The sequence below is a fragment of the Boseongicola aestuarii genome, assembly GCF_900184815.1.
GTDB classification, from domain to species: domain Bacteria; phylum Pseudomonadota; class Alphaproteobacteria; order Rhodobacterales; family Rhodobacteraceae; genus Boseongicola; species Boseongicola aestuarii.
This window is the reverse complement of record NZ_FXXQ01000054.1, coordinates 1-1,374: the sequence shown is the minus strand read 5'-3', so window position 1 is coordinate 1,374 and position 1,374 is coordinate 1. Positions and strand designations below refer to the sequence as shown.

General features: G+C 53.8%; 1 protein-coding gene. It reads left to right on the top strand.

Annotated features, from left to right (window positions below; all coding sequences use genetic code 11):
• Positions 1-70 precede the first annotated feature (70 nt).
• Entirely contained in the window at positions 71-1,129 is a 1,059-nt protein-coding gene (locus BOA8489_RS19975; RefSeq protein ID WP_093976056.1) for an IS110 family RNA-guided transposase, read from the top strand.
• Positions 1,130-1,374 lie beyond the last annotated feature (245 nt).

Here is a 1,374-nt window from a genome sequence, read left to right as displayed (position 1 = left end):
CTAATGGGATGTACCGGCTGCTTCACCCAGCAGGTTAGGCTTGGCCTATACTGCAAAAAGGAGAAGTAGCATGGCGAAGAATGACTTTGATGAGCTGATGTCAGTTGGCGTTGATATCGGCAAAGACGTATTTCACTTGGTTGGCTTTGACAAAGAGGGTCGGCTTGTTTTGCGCAAGAAGATCAAACGCATGGCGTTGGTCGCGACGTTTGAGGAGCTGCCGCATTGTATTGTCGGGATGGAAGCTTGCCTGAGCGCGCACTTTGTCAGCCGAACGCTGCGCAAGATGGGGTTTGAGCCCCGGATCATTCCCGCGATTTATGTGAAGCCTTTCAACAAGGGCCAGAAGAACGACTACAATGACGCTGAAGCTATTGCAGAAGCCGCTTTGCGTCCCAATCTCAAGACGGTATCGGAGAAGACGCAGGAGCAGCTTGATCTACAGGCGCTGCATCGCGTTCGGTCACGGCTTGTGTCACGTCGGACAGCGGCAATGAATCAGATCCGGGCCTTTCTGATCGAACAGGGGATCACTGTTCGACGTAGTGTCGCGGCTCTGCGCGCCTCACTCGAAGCCATTCTTAACAATCGCGGCGACGAGATGTCCTTGCGGATGCGGAGATTGATCTTGGGGCTCCAACAGGATTGGATCTGGTTGGATAAACGGATCGATATGACCACATCTGAAATCAAAGAGGTCAGCGAGACCGAGGAAAGTTGCCAACGTCTGATGACCATTCCGGGGATCGGGCCGATTATCTCGACCGCAGTGGTCGCCGCCGTCGGGCGTGGCGAAGCCTATGATCGTGGCCGTGATTTTGCCGCCTGGATAGGCCTCGTTCCACGTCAAAACAGCACAGGTGGGCGCACCATCCTGGGTCGCATCACAAAACGAGGCAGCCGGTATCTCCGCATGCTGTTTGTGCAGGCCGCGCAGGTCATCATGATGCGACCGAAAAACTGGCATAAGTTTAGTTTTGGTGCATGGTTGGAAGCCGCCGCGACGCGCATGCAGCACAACAAGCTCGGTGTGGCGCTTGCCAATAAGCTAGCGCGGATCGCATGGAGTGTTCTTAACTCAGGCAAGAACTTCGATTGGAAGGAAAAGGAATTGGCGACTGCGATCTGATCTTAGCCGCAAACGACGTTCGTAAACCTCAAATGCATGGAACGGAATAAAGACGCACCCAAAGTCTGAGAGCCCAAATGGTCATAATCGACCTGTCCGCTAATGAGACAAAGGCGCGTGCGTACTCCCAACAGGGCCACGGCAAGCAAAACAAGCCGATCCAAAGGCCGGATACATATCAGCGACTTCCAGAAGACATGCAATTGAACACTTGCGAACAGCAGCCGGTACATACATTTGGGCTC